We start from the raw sequence: 16751 nt of genomic DNA on the forward strand, positions 1-16751 counted from the left end.
TAACTCCTGAAAATCTTCTATTCAGCCTCCATTAAAATCTCTATAGTCACTATAGAGTCAAGTGATAATTGGAGATTGATGCATGGAAATCAGAATTGGCGACCTCGCCAAGCGCTCTGGGTGCGAGGTCGTGACCATCCGCTACTACGAGAAGGAAGGGCTACTGCCGAAGCCAGCGCGAAGCGGTGGCAACTTCCGGCTGTACGGTGAGGCGCACATTGAGCGCTTGCAATTCATCCGTCATTGCCGTTCGCTCGAGATGACGTTGAGCGAGATTCGCGCATTGCTGGGTCTGCGAGACAACCCGATGCAGGACTGTGGGGAGGTCAACACGCTGCTGGAGGCCCATATTCAACAGGTGGAAATGCGTGTGTCCGCGCTGTTGCAGTTAAAACGGCACTTGGTTGATTTGCGCGAGAAGTGTTCTGGCTCTCGATCTGTAGAGGCGTGCGGCATTTTGCAAGGGTTGGGCAATTGCAATTGCCATGGTGAAAGTGCCACGAACAGTCAAACATCTGGGTAAGTAAGGGCTTAGCGTGCTTTATTTTCCGTTTTCTGAGGCGACCCCATGTAGTGATACGTGGCTTGGAGGCTCGCTTCGAGCGGCACAGTTCAAGTGCTAAGCCGCACATTGAGGAGATCATGTCATGAGAAGCCCCTACCAAGCAGTTCTGTTACCCCTGAGTGCGCTCATCTTGACTGGATGCGCGGCGGTGGGCCCAAACTACTCACTACCTTCATCGCAGTTTCCGACCAATTTCAGTGAGCCTCCCGCCGGTCTTGGAACAGGGACCGTTGAGGTGAAGTGGTGGGGCACCTTCGACGATCCAGCTCTGAACATCATGATCCAGCGGGCCCTCGCGGCGAACCATGACATAGGTATCGCTGTCGTTCGGCTCGAAGAGGCAAAGGCCATGTTGGGTGAGAGCCGTCAGGGCTTCCTGCCGAGCGGTGGCGCTGAGCTTGGTTATGAGAACCGTCGCCGGAGTGAGGTCGAGACGCCCCATAGTCAGTCGCGTCAGATAGAAACCTATCGCGGCGCGGTAGACGCTTCCTGGGAAATCGATCTTTTTGGCCGTGTGCGGCGATCGGTGGAGGCCGCTCAGGCGCAAGCAGGTTCCCGCGAGGCTCTGCTGCGTGGTGTGCAGGCGGGGGTCGCTGCTGCGGTGGCTGCCACTTGGTTCGAGCTACGCGGTATCGAGGCCGAACTAGCTGTAGCCGCCGACATCAGCCAAAGCCAGCGCGAAAGCCTGAGCCTGGTCGAACGTCTCGTGCACGCCGGTTCTGCCAGCGAATTCGACCAGCTCCGTGCCGAGGCCTTGTTGCACCATGTAGAGGTGGCCGTGCCAGAATTGGAGCGCCGCCGTGCGGCCTCCAGCAATGCACTGGCCATCCTTCTTGGCGAAACGCCCCAGACGTTTAGACCACCCGCTGTAACGCCTGCGCGTGAAGCGCTTGCTGTTCGAACAATCGCCGTGGGCGATCCCGCAGCACTCCTTTCTCGGCGTGCTGATATTGCGGCGGCTGAACGGACTCTCGCTGCGGCGACCGCTCGGATTGGGGTCGAGACGGCTGGTTTCTACCCCGAGATCCAAGTGCATGGTTCAATCGGGCTTGTTGCTGGAAGTCTCGATGAAGTAAATGGCTCCGGAGTGTTGTCCAGCTTCCTCGGCCCGGTCATTCGCTGGTCTCTTTCCATACTGGGCGCGTGCGTGCCCGCATCGCCGCCAGCGAGGCACGTACCCAAGAGGCGTTGATCGTCTACGACCAGATCGTGTTGCGCGCACTGCAGGAAACCGATGATGCCTTCAAAGCCTATGGCGCCGCGGGTAGCACGCTTGAGCTGCGTCTGCTTGAGTCAGCTGCAAATCGCGAGGCGGCTCGTCTTGCCCGTGTGCGGTTCTCAGCAGGTGAAGGCATCTACCTTGATGTGCTCGAAGCCGAACGGTCCGACTTTGCAAGCCGGCGTGCGCTGGCAATCGCTCGCACCCACCAACAGCTTGCCGTTGTCAGCATCTACAAGGCGCTGGGTGGCGGCTGGGAGATCTGCGCGCAGGCGGAGCAGGACTGCAGTGGCGCCGACGGCATTTCGAACGGACGCGTCGTGAAATAAATCACACACAGGACTTGACCTTCCCATAGTTGGAAGCATTAAGCTTTTTTTAACTCAACATTTAAGGAGTAGTTCAATGGCTTCTGTTTCCTTGCCACAAAACGCCAATCAATCCGTGTCCGCAGGCACTCGTCTGAGCCTGCCTGTCGAAGGCATGACGTGTGTATCATGTGTCGGCCGTGTCGAGCGAGCGTTGAAAGCGGTCCCCGGAGTGCAGACGGCCGTGGTCAATCTTGCCACCGAACGCGCCGACATGACTTTCACCGGCGTAGCCAATCCGCAGGCGGCTGTCCACGCCATTCAGAGCGCTGGCTACACCATTCGCGAAGAGACCATCGAGTTGGCGATCGAGGACATGACCTGTGCATCGTGTGTGGGCCGGGTAGAGAAAGCGCTCGTAAAAATTCCGGGCGTGCTCGAAGCCACTGTAAATCTGGCGACCGAGCGCGCGAGGGTGCGCCATTTTGCAGGGAGCGTCTCCACGGCAGATCTTGAAGCCGCTGTCGAACAGGCGGGTTACAAGTCCCGTCGCTTGTCCGCCGAAACGGCGAATGCTAGCGATCAGGACACTGAGCGTCGTGAGAGCGAGGCGCGGGCACTGCGACGTTCTTTCATCACTGCAGCCATCCTCACCTTGCCCGTATTCATCCTTGAGATGGGCTCTCACCTTATTCCCGCCATGCATCATTGGGTGATGGGGGTTCTGGGGCAACAGACCAACTGGTATGTGCAGTTCGTGCTCGCCACCCTGGTCCTGTTCGGTCCTGGTCTGCGCTTCTTCCTAAAAGGGGTACCGGCGTTGCTGCGCGGTGCTCCTGACATGAACTCACTGGTCTCGGTCGGCACCGCGGCGGCTTATGGCTATTCGATCGTCGCAACCTTTGCCCCAGAAGCGCTGCCGCAAGGCACTGCCAACGTCTATTTTGAAGCTGCTGCGGTCATCGTTACCTTGATCCTGCTCGGACGCATGCTGGAGGCGCGCGCCAAGGGGCGAACCTCGCAAGCGATCAAGCGGCTCGTCGGACTTCAGGCTAAGACCGCACGCGTCCAGCGCAACGGCGAAACGTTCGAAATACCGCTCGATCAGGTGATGACTGGTGACATAGTGCTCGTTCGTCCGGGCGAGAAGATTTCGGTCGACGGCGAAGTCGTCGAAGGTGCCTCTTATGTTGACGAGAGCATGATCACCGGCGAGCCGGTGCCCGTATCTAAAGGGGTGGGAGCCGAAGTTGTCGGTGGCACTATCAACAAGACGGGCGCTTTCAGTTTTTGCGTCACCAAGGTCGGCGCGAATACGGTGCTCGCGCAGATCATTCGTCTGGTCGAGCAAGCGCAGGGGTCAAAGCTGCCGATCCAGGCGCTGGTCGACAAAGTGACCATGTGGTTCGTCCCAGCGGTGATGGCAGCTGCCACGCTGACCTTCCTAGTCTGGCTAATCTTCGGCCCGTCCCCAGCGCTGACCTTTGCGCTAGTTAATGCGGTCGCGGTTCTTATTATCGCTTGTCCGTGCGCTATGGGACTGGCAACGCCGACCTCAATCATGGTTGGCACCGGCCGTGCGGCCGAGCTCGGCGTACTCTTTCGTAAGGGCGAAGCCTTGCAGGCGTTGCGCGATGTGAGCGTTATCGCGCTCGACAAAACCGGCACGCTGACCAAAGGACGCCCCGAGCTGACCGATCTCGTGCCTGCCGAGGGATTTGAATACAACGAAGTTCTTGCTCTTGTTGCGGCAGTCGAGACCCGCTCCGAGCACCCGATTGCCGAATCGATCGTCACAGCCGCAAAGCAGTTGAACCTCACCCTTGCACCTATTGAGAGCTTCGACGCAACACCGGGCTTCGGCGTGTCGGCCAAGGTCGCAGGTCGTACCGTCGCCGTTGGTGCGGATCGGTTTATGACGCAGCTCGGTCTGGATGTGTCGAGCTTGCAGTCCACCGCCCTGCGTCTCGGCGAGCAAGGCAAGAGCCCACTTTATGCCGCGATCGACGGCCGCTTGGCAGCGGTGATTGCAGTCGCAGATCCAATCAAAGAAACAACGCCCGAAGCAATCAAGGCGCTGCACGCGCTCGGACTGAAAGTAGCGATGATCACTGGCGACAATGCGGCGACCGCTGCGGCGATTGCCGAGCAGCTTGGCATCGATGAAGTCTTAGCCGAGGTTCTCCCCGATGGTAAAGTCGAGGCGCTGAAGAAGTTCCGGAACAATGGCGCGCGAGTCGCCTTCGTGGGAGACGGTATCAACGACGCACCAGCACTCGCCGAAGCTGATGTTGGGCTCGCTATCGGCACGGGAACCGATGTAGCGATAGAAGCTGCTGACGTGGTGCTAATGTCGGGCGACTTGCGTGGCGTGACGAATGCGATCGCGCTTAGTCAGGCCACGATCCGTAACATTAAGCAGAACCTTTTCTGGGCCTTCGCCTACAACGCCGTGTTGATCCCGGTTGCGGCGGGTGCGCTCTACCCGTTGAATGGCACCTTGCTTTCGCCAATTTTCGCAGCGGCCGCAATGGCACTTTCCAGTATATTTGTGCTCAGCAACGCGCTCCGACTTAAGCGTTTCAGGGCTCCGATGATGGTTTAAACCCACACCAAGTCATTGGCTTTTGGGGTGGTAGCGCAAAAGTCACGCTTGGTAGACGAATATTGTTGAAGGAGTAACACAACATGTTTCCACCAAATACGCCCTTGGATCACCTCAAGGACGATTATAGCGACGCCCGAGAACATCTCTTTGCCACTGCAAGAGTCGTCACACCTGAGGTGTGGCGGGACTATATGCATTTGATCACCACATTAGCTCTGAGTAATCTTCAGATGGAATATAGACAACATGAATGCGATCTGAATACCTGTATGCCGACGTGTTCTTTACGCCCAGAGAAATATCTGTGCGTAGGTAAACCTCAGTTTTTGAGCGTATTTGATTAATTTACTAGAAGGAGAGAATGATGAATATTGGTCAAGCAGCCAAGTTGTCCGGCATCTCGGCGAAGATGATTCGCTACTACGAACAGATTGGCTTGATACCCAAAGCTAATCGTTCTGATGCTGGCTACCGAAATTACAGCTCGGCAGACGCGCAAAGCTTTCGCTTCATCCGTCGCGCACGCGACCTTGGCTTTTCTGTCGAACAAATCTCGGAACTCCTGGTCTTGTGGTGCAACCGAGATCGCGCGAGCGCCGACGTTAAGGCGTTGGCGCTCTCCCATGCCGACGGACTGAAGGCGAAGATCGTTGAACTACAAGCTATGGTGCAAACGCTCGAGCAGCTAGCCGAAAATTGCCATGGCGATGGCCGCCCGGATTGCCCGATCCTTGCTGATTTGGCTGAGCCAACCGCCGCAGCGAAAGAACGTTCGCAAGTTCCACATAGAACACCTCGATTTGGGAGTGACACACCCGCCTCGTCACGCCATCGTCCGCCACGGTGACTAACTCGTGAGCTTCTTCGATGGCGGCGTTTTCCAAGTTAGTTGCCACTATTGACTTACGCATCGAAGAAGCCCAAAAAGCACAATCATCAAGTTCTGTACAAGAACCAATACTAATCAAAACCAGCTCCAGAGGATGACCTATATGATGAATGTTCAATAAATTTACGCTAAGCGCGATACTCATTTTTTGTTTTTCAGCCCAGGTATAAAGCCACCGCCAGCAATACAATTTACATTAATTATGTGGCCTAATTGATATTCGCTTTTTAATTATAAAAAATATGAATAATCCGAACATCGCAGCCTTAGTAAATCGGAGAAAAGTGCACGCAAACGTAGGCGCTATTTAGGCTTACTCCATTTCAGCGAAGGTCATTCTCGTACCGCTCTCGCAAGTATGCTGGTCAGTAGAATCAGTGTGAATCGATGGATAACAGTGTTATGGGAAACAGGTTAGATTGCTGTTTGATGAAACTAAATTTTACTTCATTTCTCTCGCAAAGAAGGCGCTGGCCTAGGTGTGCCCCTTGGGTATTTTTATAATTTCCTTCACCATGCGTAATTATTTGTTTTATATACGAAATTTATTCAACTCATTACATTCAGACTATTCAAGGTAAGGCCTTGCTGCAAGGCTTCGTGTTTTTCCTTCCAGTTGTAAAGCAGACTAGTGCTAACTCCAAGAGGCTTTGTCGCATCGGCAACGCTATAACCTTGCTCCAGCACCATCAAGACGGCTTCATCCTTAAATGCCTGCGGATAACTCTTATGTGATTTGTTCAGACTCATATTGACCTCTTAATTTATTGACCATACTGTCTCAAAGTTAAGTGTCCGATGGGATTAGACCAGAACACGCTATCAGGGGCAGTGTTATGGATATCAATCCCATTTAAAAGTCATTCGTATTAATAACTAACCGTAACTGTTCAACATTAAGCTACTCAGAAGTTATGGAGGTTAAGCCGCTTAAGCAGGCGTTATCCATAGAAATTTTAATTCTAAATTCACTAATTCGAGCTAAAAGTCTAACTTGAAAATGTCCAGAAATGAGCTGGGTGGGGTCGAGTTGAGATTGTCCGATTAAGTCTAGCTATTTAATCAACACTGTCAGTTCATATATGAGCTAGTACACATAATGATTTTCGTCCAAAAGTAGGTTAGGGCGCTTCACTCGATATCTATAAAAACTCCTGAAAATGACATATTTATGTCCATGGCGGCTCAAAATCGGCAACATCTTAGTATTTCATTGTGATTTTTTGGACAAGCATAAGCGCGTTGCTAGGTGTTTCTGGCTAGTTTGCGAGTCCAATATACCAAAGCATTCACGTAGCGAGGATTAAATTGTTTAAGATACCGTCAGGTGAAACTGGTGATGTGTTCGAGCGACTCCGATGTTGATAAATCACGTCATCAACATTAAAACAAATTAATTGGTAAGGTTAAGCAGTGGAAATATAGCTACGAACCAATTTAAATTAAGCTTGGTAACCCTATGAATTATTGTAAGTAATCATTCTAATGGAGCAACATGATTTGATTGGGGCATTGTTTCATAAAATTCATTTCTAACACGTCATCTATACTTCAAAAGTGTTCGCATAGCTGCGTGTGAGATGCACTTTGTCAAAAAGCAGCAAACACAAAGTTTAATGCGCTCTGGTGTTCGTGGTCACACAGAATGAGAATCTCAGGCAGCCATAATTGAACTTATTCAATGACTTGATGGTTTAACAAAATAACAACATTGCCATTCAAGTTGAGATTTTTGAACATTTTTGCCACCTAAATTGAGATTTGTTTTTCACCTTAAAATCAATAGCTTGGTGGTGACACTATGCTTTATTCGCCGCCAATCTATTCATTTTCCACAAATCAAATATCAAGTCAACGCATATCAGATTGCTTCAAGGTTTCTACTTACATATGTTGTAGGTGTGGTAAGTGAGCCGCCGACAATACAGGCGTATATTTAAAAATCTAAACGAATTGAAATTTGCGCGGATAAAACGCCATGATTTAAATCGTATCTGAGTGCGGAGGTCTGCTACATATATTTGGAACGGATATTGGGTGCAGGACGATATTGCTTTAATGAGTTAAGCGATGGGGATAATAAGTGGGATTTATATGAATGGCTTTCAGCTTAAAACCCACATCATTACCGATGACGAATGTGGGTTTTAACCTTAGTGTCGATGCTTTAGACTAAATCGTAAGTATTTTATATATATATATGTTTTAACAGGTAATAATGCTTCATTATATGAGTGATAACTGCATCGGTTTTTGTTGCTGGCGTATTTGTAGTACATCTTCAAATTGGCAAAGTGCTAGACTGCCGGCACGCGCGACGCGAGGAGGGCGAAGTTTACCCATTTTTCTAAGTGCGTGAAGTAGCTCCATGGGTAAGCCTGTTAATGATACTGCTTTCTCTAGGGAGATAGCGTCATATTGCCGCTTGCTAAAGACGTCTTTTGCAAAGCGTATAAAAGACGCCGGTTCGCACCAGATAGCACGTCGTAAATTGTGACCTTCGCCATATCCTAACTGCAGGCGGCCTTCTTTGAATCCTATGAGAATGTCATACATTTCAACATCATTATGCACCATGACCTCCGTGAGTGTTGATAAGCACACCATGCCAGGTTGGATGTCGTTACCGACTAACAACTGGAAAATAGGTGCAACATCAATTTGGCTATTATGGTGAAGTCTGCTTTTACGTGCATGTTTCACTAAATTAACGTGTTGAAGCAGCTGCAGTTCTTCTGGCCTCAGCTCAAGTAGCCGAGATGCTTTTCCAAATGGAAGCCATTGTTCTGTCACCGAAAGAGCAATGCCATCTGCGGGGGGGGCTGGGATAACAATATCTAACGTAGCGGCAGGCCACGTGCAGGAAAGTGTTTCAAGGAACTGCACAATAGCCACACTGCGGATATTGTGAGGTAGTAAAGATGAGGTTGCCTGAAGTGTCTTTTGTACCCACTCTCGAAAATGGCTAATAACATCATTTCGATCAGTCAATAACATCATGCCGATCACGATTTTTCTTCCCGCATTTACAACATCTTTGTTTTACTCTGCTTGATCGGCATGCGTCAAGTTTGTGCCCTGTTTTCGCATCGATTCACCCGTTAACGTCACTCTCACAGCACGATGGATCAGCCTGTCTAAGATGGCTTCGGCAAAAGTTGCTTCACCTATCATGGCGTACCATTTATCCACTGGCAGCTGGCTCGCTACCAAGGTGGATACCTTGCCATGACGGGTATCGATGATCTCCAGTAGATTACTGCGTTCGCTCGCATCCAGCATTTCCATGCCCCAGTCATCTAAAATCAAGATCGCAACTTGAGTCAGTTGTGTTATCAACTTAGGGTAACTGCCATCGGCTTGGGCGAGTCGCATTTCCTCAAGCAACGTTTTTAAGCGATAGTAGCGCACACCCATGCCTTGGCGGATGAAGTAACGTCCCAGAGCGCAGGCCAGATAGCTTTTGCCACACCCTGCCGCGCCGGTTAGCAGTAGGTTTTGTTGATGCCTCAGCCAGTGACCTTCTAGCAACTGGCGGATCTGTGCGGGGGTAAACCCTCGACTGGCACGATAGTCCAGTTGCTCGATTTGCCCCATCAGCCTAAAACAGGCTTGTTTTTCTAACCGATTGATTTTGCGTTGCTCTCTTTGTAGCAGTTCGTGACTGAGCAGCAGTTGTAGCCGCTCTTCAAAACTCATGTCTTGATAAAGCATGGCTTGCTCTTGTTGTTGTGCGAGCGCTTGCTTCACGCCACCTAAATGCAGTTGGCTAAGTTGTTCTTCGACGCGTAATTGCATCTTTGTCTCCTTGTTATTTATTGACGTTAGTGGAAGTAGCTCTCACCATGCACGTTGTCGTGGCTGATGGCTTGCAGTGGGTCGTGCTTGTTGGTGTAGATTGGCTGCTGCTCTAAGCCATTTTTAAGCATGGCGCGAATGTTGTGCAGGCGGTTAGCCCCTGTCAGCTGGCCCCGTAAACAGGCCGCTTCTAGCCGGTCTTTACCGTAGGTTTTGCTTTGCCCTAACAGTGCCAAGCAGGGCCTTACCGCTTGGGCCGGATGCTCGGCTTGCCGGATAAACTCATGCACCCAATGTGCGGTATAGGGCCCTATCGAGGCAGCCCAGTGGTGCAAGCGTTCGGGCGACCATTCGAGCAGTGCCTGGTGATGTGCGGGCATATGCTCGCTCAGGCTCGTGTGTTGACCTTTACGCTGACTGCGTACATGCTCGGCGACTACCTTGCCATGGTGATAAAACACCAGGGTATGCTCCGTGATTTGTACCGTTAATCGCTTACCCTGTAAGGCGTAAGGGACTGAGTAATAGTGTTTTTCTATATCAACATGGTAATCCTTGCCCACGAGTACCTGTTGCACTTTGGTGTACTGATAACGGTAACTGGGTAAGGGCTTTAGCGCAGGCGCATCCAACTCGGTAAACAAAGATGCACGACTACCGGGGAGCTTTTGGAAGGGCTTTTGATTGAGGCGCGTCAACAACTCACCAATGCGCTGGTTGAGCTGTGCTAGGCTATGGAACACTTCATGGCGCAGCACCGCCAAAATCCAGCGGGTGACGATTTGTACGCCGACTTCAGCCTTGGATTTATCTTTGGGCTTACGGGGACGCGCCGGCATGATCGCTGTGCCGAAATGGGCGGCTAACATTTGATAGGTCGGATTCAAGTCTGGATCGGTATTGCGTGCCACACTGACGGCACTTTTGAGGCAATCGGGTACCACTAATTGCGGCACACCGCCGAAGAACTCAAATGCCCGTTTGTGGCTCATTACCCAGTCTTCGAGCTGTTGTGAGCGAGTCGCTTCGGCGAAGGTGTAGTTAGATGCACCCAATACCGCTACAAAGATTTGAGCCTTGTAAAGCAGTTCCCCAGTGTGCGGATCAATGATGGGCACCGTTTGCCCACAATAATCGACAAACAGTTTTTCTCCGGCGATATGGGTCTGACGCATCGACGGTTGCAACACGCTAGCCCACTCTTTATACAAGCGACAAAAGTGGTTATAGCTGTAATGTGTTTGGCCGTTACGCTCAGCATACTCTTGCCATAATCGCTCAAGTGTCATGCCTTTTTGGTCCGGTCGTTTTAACTCCTGATGCAACATGGCCCAGTTAGGCAGGGGTTTGTACTGTTTTTTATGCACAGTTTGAGTGTTGAGAAAGGCACGTTCCAAAGTGACATCGTCCCAGATATCACTGAGTGGCCAGTCATGGATCCCGAGGTGTGCAGCACGGTTAGCATAATAGGATACCGTGCTAGGGGAGACATGAAGGCTAAGCGCAATCTGCCTGTGTGATAGGCGAGCCTGATATTTTAGGCGCAGAATTTCTTTCAGTTTTCTCACAGTAATAGGCCTCGCAGACATGCACTTTCCTCAGATTAAATGAGCAGAAAGTGCGGGTTTAACGAAGCGAGGAGAAAAAGTCACGCAATAACATGCATGTCGATCAGGGTTTACCATAAAGAAGCAAAAGTGATCGGTTTGCGATGTTATTGAGCGATCGACATGAATGTTATTGGATGATCGGCATGAATGTTATTAGGCGATCGCCATGCATGGTAATACGCAGAAAAAATGCATTATTCGTTAATAACCGATATCCCTTTTCGAGCATGTTTTCATAAAATGGCAGTGAAGCATAGGTGTTCGGTTTGAGCGCCATGATGTGCTCTTTTTCTAATACCAGTGCGGCATAGAGGCAATCTGACACTTGAGCCTCACTCAATGAACGCACATTTTCTGACGAGGGTTTCAGTTGTACCCCGCATCGAGGGGAAGTACAGTGCCCTTTTATAAGTGGAATATCCCAAGCAAGGCTTTCGTAACACGTGGTGCATTGACTCGTCAGTGCAGATTGGTGTTTGGAACAGGCATGACAAAACGGATTCTGCACTTCCGTTAACAGGTAGCCATCTTCATTCAAGCACCGAATACACACTTTAGGGTTGAGTTGAATGTTGCGGTTAAACATCGGATTGATAATAGTAGAAAACACCTCACCTTGGCTTATTGGTATGCCCAATTTAGCATTCAGAGCCGGTGTAATTTGAAGCTTAATAATGTTATTTTGCTCAGCTGACGACACCATACTCCCAATCCTTGCGTAACCATTAGCGCGCGCTAAACGAAGAAGGTAACCGATGCTAACTTCATCAGGTTTTCTCTGTGGCGAAAAGGCTAAAGACACGTTTTCAACTCCCGCTTTAATTTCTGGTATTCATGTGTGACCGCAGCGTCTATTGCCTTATAGCTATATTCAGACTCATCAAAGGGATTATTGACGTTTTGGCTGTAAATATAAAAGTTCGCTTTTAAACGCATCATCAGTGTGTGGCGGTCTTTGATATGACTCATATCTTCACGCATGAATAAGCCATCAAGGGTACTGAAGCTGCGCTCCATATAGGCAACGTAAAGTCTATCTAATAGCTCTTTATCCTCGATACCAATTTGAGGAGCGCTGATTTGCTGTAGAAAGCTGTTGATACAATCAACCCATTCTTGCGTTCTCGGTAAGATACGATGCAGTTTTACTGACCTCAGCATTCGGCGACTGAGTTGCTCATTGTCGTCGACGGTTTTATCCACTTCGCCGAAGGTCAGGAGTCGCATGGCCCGCTCACTACCGATAAAGACAATTGAACAAGTGAGCGTGTCGAGTAGGGCGCAGAAGTATTTCAACATGTCTAATGCAATTTTCCCTTGTTTAGCAGGGAAAACCTGTTGAATTTCATCAAGAATAATGAGCTCGACACCACGTGCTTTAATCAGAAATCGAAATTGCTTATCTAACTCACCCGCGGCAACTTTACCTATGGGGGGCTGCACGCCTAATTCCGTTATCAACAGTCGTAAAATATCATCAACTTTGCTTTTCGCTTCTTGAAAACGGTAAGTGAATATCGGCAGACGAATGTGGTCGACTTCTTTCACCGGAGGAAACTGAGCGGCATAGCATTCAGCGATGTAGGTTTTTCCTTCGCCCGATTTGCCATAAATGAGCACGCCTTTTTTATTATTGGGAAGGTGACACATTTGATGAACTCGCCCAATTTGTTCATGGGCGTGTTTAACCAATGTATGTTTAACAATAAAGGTGTCTACAGGTGTAGGTATGCTGACTACCATAAGGCTTTAGTGTCCCTTTGCGTGTTATCAATAATTTGTTCTGGTTCATTCAGTTGGCTTGCACGTTGTTTGTCAGCCAATTCAGTCTTGTCTAATGAGTTTTGCCACTTAATCTCTTTTAACGAATCAGTCGCATTGGCATTCTGAATGCGCTGCTCGATTGAAAGCTCTTTTGTATTATTGTCTTCAAACGAACTTGTCGGTTTGCCACTTCGTTTAATACGTACTGTTTTGGCGGGAATGAAACGGTCAATCGTGACGGCATATTGACCGGTAACCTGATGTTTTTCAGTTTGGAAAATGTGTTGTCCTTTCTGCACTTTGCCATTTAACTGTGCAAAGGAAACGGGCCAACGCGAGTTGATTTCTTCATCATAGTTATAAGCAACGATTGACCTGGCCTCTGTCTCGTTCGGGAGCACAACGCTGACAGTGACACTGCTTGCATCATAGGGGTTGTAAAACACCTGAACGGTGGGGTTGACGTTTTTGTGACCATAGGTCATGAGTAACGTATGCACTTTTTTCAGTTCAACACTGGTGAAGCGGTGTTTCAATACACGGACAAAACCTCTTGAATCGAGTTGCTGCTCATGCGCCTGTGTCGCGACATGGAAGTGGTGCTTAATAGAATCGTAATCATAATAAGATTGCACCACCCTAGATTGCTGCCAACAGAATATCGGTGAACAATTTAACCCTGAATGGGTCTTGTGAGCGTATTCTGTCAGCATGGTATTGATTATCTTTGTGAACGTACTGGCAGTGATATGCGTATTCTTAAGTGGATTTATTTTTGTTCTAGTGCCTTTCTTCGGATAGGTATTTAAACCAACAGTGCGGTTGCCGGCTGAATCCGTCACCACCATCGATTCAAATTTTTGCCTAAACACTCTAAAGTGCGACTCAACAAAGGGTTTCGCTGACGGTGTATTCGAAGGGGTATAAACGATATTGCTCCCCAGCTGTTCACATAGACTCTTAATTAACTTGTTGTTAAATGCAGGGCCATTATCCATGATGAACGTATCTGTCTTACCGCAAAAGGGGAGATTGTCGTCACGCAAATACGTATTTTGGATCAACTGTAAAACAACCTCCGTCGCTTCTCCTTTGCCATAATCAAAAACCATACTTAGCGGTGCACGCGTATAACAATCAAGTGCATAATAGATGACCACAGGCTCAGTTAACTCCCCCGTGACATCGTCAATAACACGGATATTTGTGTGCAAACAATCGAGTTCAACACGTTGCAATGGGTAATGCAGTTTTATCCGTTTAATCAGGTTGAGTGAGAGCTGCTGGCGTTCAGCGTGGGGAGTTTTTGGATCGTCTAATTTGTCACAAATCGACTGTCTCGCTTCAATTCTGCGCGAAAACGTTCGTTTGCTTGCAACGATAATATTGGGATTTGTTTCACGTGCTTTCAGCGCATCTTGTTTGTAACAAGCATAATGTCCCGTAGCCACTTTATGGCGACTATCTTGGTAAGTCGTGCTCAAATACGTGTCGATTAACGCGTTAGACTCCTCACCGATACGGGGGGTATGTGAACGTGATTTACAGATTAAACTGTCATCATTGAAACGTGAGCTTATCCAAGTCTTCCAGTAACGGTTAATCGTTGTTTTCTTGGGATGTTCAGCCCCTCTGAGTGCAGGGTAATTCTCCTCAACAACTTCAATCATTTTCTGATAGGTAGTGGACGTCGTCGGCTTTAGGGTTTCGTCGTTCTGCAGCATGTCGCGCAGCGTATGAATATAAACAATCCGCGAATCCCGAGTCGCTTGCTGTACTGGGGACAAAATGAGACGCGTTTTTTCGACCGGTTTGGGAAAAAGGGTTTTTTCATGCAGTTTTGTGCTAAATACATCTAGCGCTAAGAACTCTCGCGTTTTTTCATCATCATCCACTTCGAGCAAAATCGACACGTCATCAGCAAACAAGACCGTCATGATGTCGCCGTTGCTATTGTGGAATTGATGGTCACGCGCCTGAGCAAACATCACGATAGCATCACCTTATTCAGGGTTGTGCTTGCCAGTAGCAACTGTGATTTGTCGAATTGGTAAAAACCGGCTCCGACTAAATGATATGCATCACCCACGGATGTTTGGCTTCTAGGCTTGAGCCAATCGACTAACGCCTCAAATGTCAATAATTCAGGTAGGTCTGCATGGTTGAGTGAACATGATAACTGTGCAGAACGCCGATTAGCGATTAACTGGAGGTTGGTATAAATCATGGGCGTTAACTGACGCTCATCAACGAGGACGATAGGGACGTTAGCCGTCTTAAGTGAGTATTCATTGAATAGCGCTAATCGCGACTGGAAGTCTTTCGTGATATGACTTGAATGATGGACTTCAATAAATGCCGCAGTACCATTAGCATATTTAATAAGAAAATCAGGTGTATATCGAATGGTCTTATGGGTAATACTGTCATGGAGATGCAGGCTTTCAGGCTGCGCAGCATAGGCAACGATATTCGGTTCACACTCCATCTGAGCCGCAACACACAATTCAAGGAATGATTCGACCTTCAGCGGGGCTTGATTCTTCTGCGAAAAATACTGATATACATGCCTGCCGCGTGATTTATTCGCTTTATACTTGTTACTCACGTTACACCTCTTGCTACATTTCAGAGTGCTAACCGTTAATTTGCAGCGGAAAAATTAATCTCTGCTAAAATTAAAGGTTATCCCTATGGATAAGGCAAACGTCTTTCCCGACACGGGGAAAGCGCTCACGTGTGTTTGTTAACACGCGAGCAGCATATTCAATTTTCGAAAATCCACAAAAACTTGTGAATTTTCGCGCAAGGCACAATTCATTTTAAAAAACATGCAGGCGTTCATCACGCTTCGATGCCCCCAATCGCTATTGATACCTCGCTGTTTTATTTCAATTCTTTTAGCTTGAAAGCGTATTTTAAAAACGCATCACATTCAAAAAATGCATTCACTATGATTTTTAAAAATCATTGTTTTTAAAGCATTAATTTTTAAAATATGCTCTGCATAAGCGCATTTCTGCTGTAAATCTATCTTTACAAAATGACGATGTGAACATCGCTAACTTAAGGATAAGCCGATTAATCCACATTAAAATTTGTTACTACATAACAATGATATAAACGACGAATGCACCTTAAATTTGTCAGCAAAAAATATTTTTGAGGAAATGGAGATTTTTTTTAGCAAACCGTGAAAAAAGGCAAATTTATTGTTTTTAATTACGCATAACCGATTCGAAAGTTGCCCCTGATGTCGCGATTTGGAAATGCATGTTTGCTTGGCCAGATAAACGCATGCTGAACCTCGATGGGCAAGACGCGCTAAACACGCCGGAATGTAGCTGCATGCCTTCATGTGGCGTATTAACGCGAGAGTTGAGTAAGGGGCAAATGTCTGAAGCGTACTCTATTTGTTGTCCACAAGAGAGGGAAAGGTTGGTGATATGACTGATAACATTACCATCTATAACGTTTTTGCTTGTCTAGGCATGCGGGTATTAGACCTTAGATATTGAACCTATTTCTGGCTAGGGTAATGAACTGCGGTCGATCCGTTCATCCCTGGGTTACAATAAAATATACGAATGCAACGACGAACAGTGGATACAACAATGCCAATCTTAAGTTATCAATATGGCAGTCTGTTCTAAATAGCTTATGCCCCAAAGCTTGCTAGCATTCATTTAGTGAATCGAAAACTGACGAATGAATTACCCTACAAAATCTCATCTATTTACCAAATATATGGCCCTACCGTAAAGCGACTATCAATGTATGGGTATAGTCGTATTTAAATTTAGATGCTTTTGAGTGTTTTTACTCTCATTTGTTTGCGCGTTTATCCAGTCTAAAATTAACAAACCCTTTAAAATCATTTGCATATACTTTTCCAAAATTAGTTAATAGGTTTGGAAAACGCGCATGCGCGTTTTTCCAGTTGGTGTATTGGATGAAAGGCTGATAAATTCTCTTTAATACATATAGTTA

13 protein-coding genes and 2 pseudogenes are annotated in these 16751 nt (G+C 48.1%); 7 read left to right on the forward strand and 8 right to left on the reverse strand.

Annotated features, from left to right (window positions below):
• Nucleotides 1-82 precede the first annotated feature (82 nt).
• The 7 genes and pseudogenes from cadR to L5M29_RS03180 all read left to right on the forward strand — a co-directional run.
• Nucleotides 83-523, forward strand: coding sequence for a Cd(II)/Pb(II)-responsive transcriptional regulator (gene cadR, locus L5M29_RS03155; protein WP_011638890.1), 441 nt, complete (start codon nt 83-85; stop codon nt 521-523).
• Between the two features lie 124 nt (nt 524-647).
• Nucleotides 648-1757, forward strand: a complete 1110-nt coding sequence (locus L5M29_RS03160; RefSeq protein ID WP_317633243.1) for a TolC family protein — start codon at nt 648-650, stop codon at nt 1755-1757.
• Nucleotides 1754-2113, forward strand: a complete 360-nt coding sequence (locus L5M29_RS23740) for a TolC family protein (RefSeq protein ID WP_317633244.1) — start codon at nt 1754-1756, stop codon at nt 2111-2113. Before L5M29_RS03160 ends, L5M29_RS23740 begins: the two co-directional genes overlap by 4 nt.
• A 76-nt stretch (nt 2114-2189) precedes the next feature.
• Nucleotides 2190-4697 (forward strand): heavy metal translocating P-type ATPase, encoded by a 2508-nt coding sequence (locus tag L5M29_RS03165; protein ID WP_263166194.1) that lies wholly within the window; start codon nt 2190-2192, stop codon nt 4695-4697.
• A gap of 83 nt (nt 4698-4780) precedes the next feature.
• On the forward strand, nt 4781-5044 hold the full coding sequence (locus L5M29_RS03170; protein ID WP_263166196.1) for a hypothetical protein: 264 nt from the start codon (nt 4781-4783) through the stop codon (nt 5042-5044).
• 20 nt (nt 5045-5064) lie between these two features.
• On the forward strand, nt 5065-5547 hold the full coding sequence (cueR, locus tag L5M29_RS03175; protein ID WP_173248699.1) for a Cu(I)-responsive transcriptional regulator: 483 nt from the start codon (nt 5065-5067) through the stop codon (nt 5545-5547).
• A gap of 284 nt (nt 5548-5831) precedes the next feature.
• Nucleotides 5832-5986: pseudogene (locus tag L5M29_RS03180) on the forward strand (IS630 family transposase); the annotation flags it as partial.
• Here L5M29_RS03180 and L5M29_RS03185 read toward each other — a convergent pair.
• From L5M29_RS03185 to L5M29_RS03220, 8 genes and pseudogenes are all read right to left on the reverse strand, one after another.
• A pseudogene (locus tag L5M29_RS03185) lies at nt 5982-6339 on the reverse strand (transposase); the annotation flags it as partial. The pseudogenes L5M29_RS03180 and L5M29_RS03185 sit on opposite strands and share 5 nt — an antisense overlap.
• Before the next feature lie 1476 nt (nt 6340-7815).
• A complete protein-coding gene (locus tag L5M29_RS03190) occupies nt 7816-8589 on the reverse strand; it encodes a hypothetical protein (protein WP_263166198.1) in 774 nt (257 codons plus the stop codon).
• Nucleotides 8590-8631: 42 nt separating this feature from the next.
• On the reverse strand, nt 8632-9387 hold the full coding sequence (gene istB, locus L5M29_RS03195; RefSeq protein ID WP_088586649.1) for an IS21-like element helper ATPase IstB: 756 nt from the start codon (nt 9385-9387) through the stop codon (nt 8632-8634).
• Between the two features lie 26 nt (nt 9388-9413).
• The gene (istA, locus tag L5M29_RS03200; RefSeq protein ID WP_106650296.1) at nt 9414-10976 is read right to left on the reverse strand and encodes an IS21 family transposase; all 1563 of its coding nucleotides are present in this window, start codon (nt 10974-10976) and stop codon (nt 9414-9416) included.
• Between the two features lie 148 nt (nt 10977-11124).
• Entirely contained in the window at nt 11125-11799 is a 675-nt protein-coding gene (locus tag L5M29_RS03205) for a hypothetical protein (RefSeq protein WP_263166200.1), read from the reverse strand.
• Nucleotides 11790-12740, reverse strand: coding sequence for a TniB family NTP-binding protein (locus L5M29_RS03210; RefSeq protein ID WP_263166202.1), 951 nt, complete (start codon nt 12738-12740; stop codon nt 11790-11792). The genes L5M29_RS03205 and L5M29_RS03210 overlap by 10 nt, the downstream gene beginning before the upstream one ends.
• Nucleotides 12734-14749 (reverse strand): transposase family protein, encoded by a 2016-nt coding sequence (locus tag L5M29_RS03215; RefSeq protein WP_263166568.1) that lies wholly within the window; start codon nt 14747-14749, stop codon nt 12734-12736. The genes L5M29_RS03210 and L5M29_RS03215 overlap by 7 nt, the downstream gene beginning before the upstream one ends.
• On the reverse strand, nt 14749-15369 hold the full coding sequence (locus tag L5M29_RS03220) for a Tn7 transposase TnsA N-terminal domain-containing protein (protein WP_263166204.1): 621 nt from the start codon (nt 15367-15369) through the stop codon (nt 14749-14751). The genes L5M29_RS03215 and L5M29_RS03220 overlap by 1 nt, the downstream gene beginning before the upstream one ends.
• Nucleotides 15370-16751 lie beyond the last annotated feature (1382 nt).

This window comes from Shewanella sp. SM95, from assembly GCF_025653595.1.
Taxonomy (GTDB): Bacteria; Pseudomonadota; Gammaproteobacteria; order Enterobacterales; family Shewanellaceae; genus Shewanella; species Shewanella oncorhynchi.